The organism is Winogradskyella sp. (assembly GCF_025210595.1).
GTDB lineage: Bacteria > Bacteroidota > Bacteroidia > Flavobacteriales > Flavobacteriaceae > Winogradskyella.
In genome coordinates this window covers 1-7,828 of sequence record NZ_JAOARH010000120.1, presented here as the reverse complement: position 1 = coordinate 7,828, position 7,828 = coordinate 1, and the positions used below count along the sequence as shown (strand labels likewise).

The following is a 7,828-nucleotide window of genomic DNA, read 5'->3' as shown; positions in this document are numbered from 1 at the left end:
ATATAATGAAGCTGTAACTAAATTACATTCTGTAGAAGACTTGCAAGACGATGTAGATAAACTATATAAACAACTTAAAAAATTCCATCCACGTTTATATCAATATATACCTAAAGAGCATCTAGATTTTAAATTTGATAGCCTAAAAAAATCTATTACCAAACCTATGACCTCTCGTGCTTTTCATAAAGAATTGGCACAAGTAACTAAGTTTGTTGGTCAAGGGCATATGTCTATTTCGCCACCATCGATTAGGTATAAAAGAAAAGAAAGAAAAGCACGACTAATGTCTAAATTTGATATCAATAATTTAGATTTTGAATATTTAGACCATAGAATAATTGTTAGAGAAGCTAGAGGAAATGATTCTTTATTACTAAATGCAGAGCTTTTAGAAGTGAATGGGAATAATGCTATAAATCTCCATAATGAATATAAAAAAATAGTAGCTTCAGATGGTTATAATACCACATTTCACGATAGAGTTGTTGGATATCGTTTTTTAAAGTATTATCAGCAGGCTAATGGACATTTTGATAGCATTACTTTGAAGTTGCGCAATCAAGATTCTACATTTTTAAAGACTTACAAGCGTGTTTTTAGAGGAAAAGAAGCATTAAAAAAAGATTCTATAAAAGGAGATTCAATAGCTCAAATTAAGAGTAAAAATACACTTACAAAAGCAGAACGAAAGGCTAAAAAGAAAGCCAAAAAATTAGCTTGGAAGCGAAAAAGAGAAAACTATAGAAAGTATGGTTACGATTTTTTTAAGAAAACCTACTTTAAAAGCCTCAATTTTATAGGTGAAGATAGTACAATAGCGGTTTTAAAAATAAAATCCTTTAGCAAAGGGCGTAAGTATAAAGACTTTTATGAAGAAGTATTTACTAAGATAGATTCTGCAAAATCACAACATCTTATCATTGATTTACGAAATAATTTTGGCGGTAGACTTAATGAAATATTAACTTTCTACTCGTATTTAACCGATGAGAATTATACATTGATTAATAAAAGTGAAACCAACACACGATTGCCAATTTTAAAATCAGCAATGAGCAATTCTACATCTGTGACTACTAAATTATTAATCGGTTTATTCTCGCCAGTTGTAGTAACGTACGATTTATTAAGAACAAGTAAAAAAGACGGGCAACTCTATTACAAATACAAAGCAGCAAAAGAACAAGAGCCAAACCCACTTAATTTTAAAGGAAAAATTTATGTGCTCATTAATGGAAATTCGTTTTCGGCATCCTCAGTTTTATCAACACAACTTAAAGGAACTAATCGCGCTATTTTTGTAGGAGAAGAAACTGGCGGAGCTTATAACGGAACGGTTGCTGGGCAATACAAAAGTTATGTGTTACCAAATACTAAAATTAAAGCAAGAATAGGATTAATGCATATAGACGCAAAACCTAAAATAACACCAGATGGTTATGGTGTAAAACCAGATGTGGAAATACTACCAACATATCAGGATAGACTAAACAATAAAGATCCAGAATTAGAATGGGTTTTAAGAGCTATAAAGCAGAATAATTAGCTTAATTATACATTAATAAAAATTCGTTAATAAATAATCTAAATTGTATTTTTGTTACCGTTTTTTAATCAGATAAAATCATCTTATGAATACTTACGATGTAGCAGTAATAGGTTCTGGTCCTGGTGGCTATGTGGCAGCAATTCGTTGTGCACAATTAGGCATGAAAACAGCATTAATAGAAAAATATTCTACACTTGGTGGTACTTGCCTTAATGTTGGTTGTATTCCGAGTAAAGCTTTGTTAAGTTCTTCTCATCATTACGAAGAGGCAACAAAACACTTCGCAGATCATGGGATTGAAATTCCTGGTGAAATAAAAGTTAATCTTGAAAAAATGATTGCTCGCAAGCAGGCAGTTGTTGACCAAACTACTGGTGGTATAGATTTCTTAATGAAGAAAAATAATATTGATGTTTACGAAGGTTTGGGATCTTTTAAAGATGCTACACATATTAAAATAGAAGGAAAGGATGCTGGTGAGATTGAAGCAAAACACACTATTATTGCTACAGGATCTAAACCATCTAACTTACCGTTTATTAATATAGATAAAGAAAGAATTATCACTTCAACAGAAGCTCTAAAATTAAAAGAAGTTCCTAAGCATTTCATAATTATTGGAGGTGGAGTTATTGGTTTAGAGCTCGGACAAGTCTATCGTCGTTTGGGAGCAGAAGTTACTGTTATTGAATATATGGACAGAATTTTACCAACAATGGATGCTGGTTTGTCTAAAGAACTCAACAAAGTATTCAAGAAAGCAAAGTGTAAGATGTTGGTATCTCATAAGGTTCAGTCTGTAGAGCGTAATGGAGATGAAGTTATTATTAAAGCTGAAAACAAAAAAGGTGAAATCGTTGAGGTGAAAGGCGATTACTGTTTAGTATCAGTAGGTCGTCGTCCATACACAGATGGCTTAAATGCAGAAGCTGCTGGAGTAAAAATTAACGATAGAGGACAAGTAGAAGTCAATGAACATTTACAAACTTCTGCTTCTAATATATATGCTATTGGAGATGTAGTGAGAGGTGCTATGTTAGCTCATAAAGCCGAAGAAGAAGGTGTATTTGTAGCAGAGACTTTGGCAGGACAAAAACCACACATTGATTATAACTTAATTCCTGGTGTAGTATATACTTGGCCAGAAGTTGCAGCTGTTGGTAAAACAGAGGAAGAATTAAAAGAAGCTGGAACAGAATATAAAGTAGGTCAGTTTCCATTTAGAGCTTTAGGTAGAGCAAGAGCAAGTGGAGATATAGATGGATTTGTGAAAATTTTAGCAGATAAAACTACAGATGAAGTATTAGGAGTACATATGATTGGTGCACGTTGTGCAGATTTAATTGCAGAAGCTGTTACAGCAATGGAATTTAGAGCATCGGCTGAAGATATTTCACGTTACTCACATGCGCATCCAACGTTTGCAGAAGCTATTAAAGAAGCCGCTTTAGCAGCTACTGATGGTAGAGCGTTGCATGTGTAAAATAAGAATATTGTCATTCTGAATTTATTTCAGAATCTAAAAACGAACCATTCCGATTGTTATTGGAAGGTTCGTTTTTTTATTGGTACAATAAATATTTCACCCATACAATGTTACAAAAGCATATTTAAGTCGTTTTAAAGATATAAAGTAATCTAACTAACACAAGAATATTATGAATATCATTAAAAAGACCGCTTTCGTTTTCTTTTTGTTTGCATTAACATTATCAGCACAAGATAAGCAACAAAATCATAGTGCTTTCATTAAAGAAATAGACCAGGAAATTCCAAAACTCTTAAATGATTTCCTAGTTCCCGGAGCAGCCATTGCTATTATTGATGATGGAGAAATAGTATTACAAAAAGCTTACGGTTTTGCTAACGTGAATAAGAAGAAACAAGTAACAACTAAAACAGGATTTAATATTGGCTCAATATCTAAGACCATTGCAGCTTGGGGAATTATGAAGTTGGTTGAGCAAGGTAAAGTAGATTTAGATGCACCAGCAGAAAACTATTTAACACGATGGCAATTACCTGGATCAAAAGAATTCGATTCAAGAAAAGTTACTATAAGGCGATTACTTAGTCATACTGCTGGCTTATCGCTTCATGGATATCCAGGATGGACATCAAAAGATCGTTTGTCTACTATTGAGGAATCGCTTAATGGACGTAATAATGGGCCTGGACGTGTAGAAATGATTATAGAACCTGGAACCCAATGGAAATACTCAGGTGGTGGTTATACCATATTGCAATTAATTATTGAAGAAGTGACTGCACAAAAGTTTGAAGACTTTATGCAAGAGCATATCTTAAATCCACTTGGTATGACAAGTAGTAGTTATAAAATTGATGATAAAATTCTTAAAAAATCATCTCTAGAATATGATAGCTTTGGTAATGAAATAGATTTTGAATTATTTACAGCACAAGCAGCAGCTGGTTTGCATACAACAATTGAAGATTTTACACGATTTGCATATGCTAGTCTTTTTAATCATAAATACAATACAGTATTAAAAAATAAAACATTAAAGGAAATGATGAAACCTACTCCAGTATCTAATGATAGTTATGGGTTGGGTTATCAAATACAAGCTATTTCAAATTCATATATTTTAAAAGGACATGGAGGCGCAAATTCTGGTTGGCACGCGTTTTTTAGAATTAATCCAGATACTAATGATGGCTTTATAATGGTTACAAATGGTGGTTCGGGTTATAATATTTATACCCAAATATTTTGCGATTGGATACGATGGAAAACGGGTGAATCTATGGGAAATAGGTGCGATGTTAAACCTTCAATAGCGGTAAAGTTAAAAGCAGTTATTGATGCCAAAGACCCAGTTAACATCTCAAATACATACAAAACGTATAAAACGAACAATTTTAACGACTATAATTTTTCTGAAGATGCTATAAATGAATTAGGATATTATTACATGAGCAGAAAAGAGCTTACAAATGCACTAGCTATTTTTAAACTTAATGTAGATGAATTTCCTGAGTCTTCTAATGTTTATGATAGTTATGCTGAAGCTTTGTTACAAAATGGCAATACAGAAGAAGCTATTGTCAATTATAAAAAATCTGTCGAATTAAATCCTGCAAATACACATGGAATTAATGTGCTGAAAAAGTTAAATGTAGATGTAAGTAATCTTGTTAAGGTCTATGAAGTCACACCAGAAACATTAAATGATTATATAGGTAATTATCAATTGTCTGCAGATTTTATAGTTACGATTTTTCGTGAAGGAGATAAATTAATTGCGCAACCAAAAGGACAAAGCTCCCTTGAGATTGTACCTGTATCTCATGATAAATTCTATATAAAAGAAGTTAAAGCAGAGGTTACGTTTAATAGAGATGTTAACGGGATAGTAGAGAGCATGATATTGAATCAAAGCGGAAGAGAAACGTATGGCAAAAAATTAAAGGAATAGATTATTACTTAATAGACTAAAATATAATGTTTAAGATAAGCGAGTTTAATGGCTCGCTTTTTTATTTTAGCACTATGAAAAAAAGCGTATTTTACTTATTAATTTTACTCACAGCTTGTGCACCCAAATTAAAAAGCACGATACAACTTGCTTTACCAGCATTATCAAATAATGCTTTGGTTGTGGTTTTAGATATTTCAGATGATCAAGCCATAACAGAAGATTTAGTGGGCTCAATAGTTGCTAAAGATGGTGGTTTGTCTGTTAACTGTACATATTATGAAAACATTCTAAATTTAAAAGATTTGGCAAGAAAAGCTGGTGCTAATGTGGTGAAAATTACTGAGCATAAAACACCTGATAAATGGAGTACTTGCCATAGATTAAAAGCTAATATTTATTATATAAAAACACCTAAAACGTACGAAACTCAAATAGAATGGAGTGCAGATAGAAAATTGACTTGGGACGATTTTAAAGGGAAACCAGATACCTTAAAATATCCAAACACTTTGGCTTTAACCAATTCGGGTTTTGGTTACGAATCTGGTATAAACATGTTTAAGGAAGGTAAAATATTTGTAAGAAGTGTTTTTAATAATTACGATAGTTGGGTAGTGCCAGAGGGACGAAATGACTATGTTTTGCGTCATGAGCAAATTCATTTTGATATTACTGAGATTTACTCAAGAAAGCTACGAAAAGAGCTAGCAGACGCAAGCATTACAAGTGATAATGTGGCCAAAGCAAAACCAATTTTTGAACGTGTTTTTAGCGAAATGGAAAGACGCCAAACACGTTACGATCAAGAAACTCAACGCGGTGATAAAAAAGAAACTCAAGAACATTGGGAAGCTGTAGTTGAACTAGAGTTGGCTAAATATGATTTGTATAAGAGTAATTAAAGCTCTTGCATTAAATCAATAATGCGCATACGCTTGTCGTAGTTATATTCGTTAACATCGCGTACAAAACAATAGGCACTTATCGTTTCGTTTTTTACTTTTTCTTTTAATTCTTCTACTGTAAAAGGTCCAAATTCTTTAGACTTTGAGATGTAGTAAAACTCGTGTTTGTGGATGATATTATTTACTTTCTTTTTGTATTTATCTTTTAAAAACGATTGGATGTCTTCAATAGAATTTAAATCCTCATTGTAATTTGTGGTATTAATATAAAGTGCAAACTCTTGTTTATCTTGGTGATTGAGTACTAGAATATCATTGTCTTTAAAATACGCTTTTACGGTAATGATACCATCTTCAGTTTCAATTGTAAATATATTTTGAATACTAAGCGTCCAAGACGTTGTAATAGAAGCATCTTTATGCTGTATCTCTAATATATTATCATCTCTAAAAATGTAAACGGCTTTCTTTTTAGATATACCATTAACTAAAACCCATTGTTGATTTATGAAATGAGAATCGTGATGACGCTCATAATCAAAAGGTTTTAAGTTTGGGATAGTGTTGTGTAGATAATCGTTCATTAAGCGGTTAATAATGTATAATAGTCTAAGACTAAAATAACGTTAGATTTGGATTTTTATTTACTTGAAGTTAAAATTTTTTTAGATGATTTAAAACTTCTTTCTTATAACTTCGACTAATGGGTAGTGCAACTCGATTAATTGTAACTTCTTCGTTAGTAAATGATTGAATTTTTGATAAGCGAACAATAAAAGATCGATGAATTCTTAAAAATTGTTTTTTAGGTAGTTTAGCCTCAATAGCACTTATGGTTTCTCTAGTTACAATGGTTTCGTCTTTAAGATGAATTTTTAAATAATCACTATAGCTTTCAATATAAATGATACTATCAAAATCTATTTTAAGCATTCTACGATTAGAACGAACAAAGATAAAATCTTGGGTATCTAATTTTTGTGCAGGTATGTCTTTGGTGTTGGTGCTTATTTCAAAATATCGGTTTACAGCTTTAAGAAGCCTCTCAAAAGCAACAGGTTTTAACAAATAATCTACAGCTTGCAAATCAAAGCCTTCAACAGCATAATCTCTATAGGCTGTTGTGAATATAATCTTAATGTCTTTATTAATAGACTTTGCAAAAGCTATACCCGAAATTTCAGGCATATTAATATCTAAGAATACTAAATCTATAGTGTTGTTACTAATAGCATTAAAGGCTTCAATAGCATTTTTGCATTGGGCTATAATTTTAATGTTTTCTATACGAGATGCATGAGATGCTATAATATCTCTTGCTATAGCTTCATCATCAACAATTATACAAGATATAGCCTTAGTCATTGAGTTGTAATTGTAGGTTAACGCTAAATTCTTTATCGCTATTTAAGATTTGTAATTTGTATCTATTAGGATACAAAAGCTCTAGACGCTTTTTTATATTTTCTAAACCAATTCCTTCATTGTATTCAGAATCTTTAGAATAGCTGTTTTTTATTGTGAATAAAATTGAATTTGGTTTTGTTTCAACATTAACGTCTATAGTTAAAACTCCATCTATGATAGTTCCGTGCTTAAAGCTATTTTCAACAAAAGGAATAAAAATCATTGGTGCAACTTTAATAGATGATGAATGTATATGCTTTGTAAAGTTGACATTTAGTGTATCTGCAAAACGCATTTTTTCGAGACTGATATAATCTTCGATATGATGAATTTCATCGGTTAAACTTACAAAAGGTTTATCAACCTGATACAGTAAATAGTCTAACAAATTAGACAGTTTTAGTATCATTTCTGGTGTTTCGTCTGCTTTTTTTATGGCAAACCCATACATGGTGTTAAGTGTATTAAACAAGAAATGCGGATGTATTTGCATTTTTAAATACTTAAGCTCTTGTTCTTTT

The 7,828-nt window shown here is 31.6% G+C and carries 7 protein-coding genes; 4 read left to right on the top strand and 3 right to left on the bottom strand.

Annotated features, from left to right (window positions below; all coding sequences use genetic code 11):
* From N4A42_RS12315 to N4A42_RS12300, 4 genes are all read left to right on the top strand, one after another.
* The coding region (locus N4A42_RS12315; RefSeq protein WP_294074428.1) for a S41 family peptidase at positions 1–1,549 on the top strand (1,549 nt) is incomplete at its 5' end.
* 85 nt (positions 1,550–1,634) lie between these two features.
* Positions 1,635–3,035 carry a dihydrolipoyl dehydrogenase gene (gene lpdA / locus N4A42_RS12310; RefSeq protein ID WP_294074427.1) on the top strand — a complete coding sequence of 467 codons (1,401 nt, stop codon included), beginning with the start codon at positions 1,635–1,637 and terminating at the stop codon, positions 3,033–3,035.
* Positions 3,036–3,210: 175 nt separating this feature from the next.
* Entirely contained in the window at positions 3,211–4,992 is a 1,782-nt protein-coding gene (locus N4A42_RS12305) for a serine hydrolase (protein ID WP_294074426.1), read from the top strand.
* Between the two features lie 74 nt (positions 4,993–5,066).
* Positions 5,067–5,897 carry a hypothetical protein gene (locus tag N4A42_RS12300; protein ID WP_294074425.1) on the top strand — a complete coding sequence of 277 codons (831 nt, stop codon included), beginning with the start codon at positions 5,067–5,069 and terminating at the stop codon, positions 5,895–5,897.
* Here N4A42_RS12300 and N4A42_RS12295 read toward each other — a convergent pair.
* The 3 genes from N4A42_RS12295 to N4A42_RS12285 all read right to left on the bottom strand — a co-directional run.
* Positions 5,894–6,484: a hypothetical protein gene (locus N4A42_RS12295; RefSeq protein ID WP_294074424.1), complete on the bottom strand. Its 591-nt coding sequence runs from the start codon at positions 6,482–6,484 to the stop codon at positions 5,894–5,896. The two genes, N4A42_RS12300 and N4A42_RS12295, sit on opposite strands and share 4 nt — an antisense overlap.
* Positions 6,485–6,554: 70 nt before the next feature.
* Entirely contained in the window at positions 6,555–7,265 is a 711-nt protein-coding gene (locus N4A42_RS12290; RefSeq protein ID WP_294074423.1) for a LytTR family DNA-binding domain-containing protein, read from the bottom strand.
* A partial coding sequence (locus N4A42_RS12285) for a sensor histidine kinase (protein ID WP_294074422.1) occupies positions 7,258–7,828 on the bottom strand: 571 nt, incomplete at its 5' end. The genes N4A42_RS12285 and N4A42_RS12290, both read right to left, overlap by 8 nt.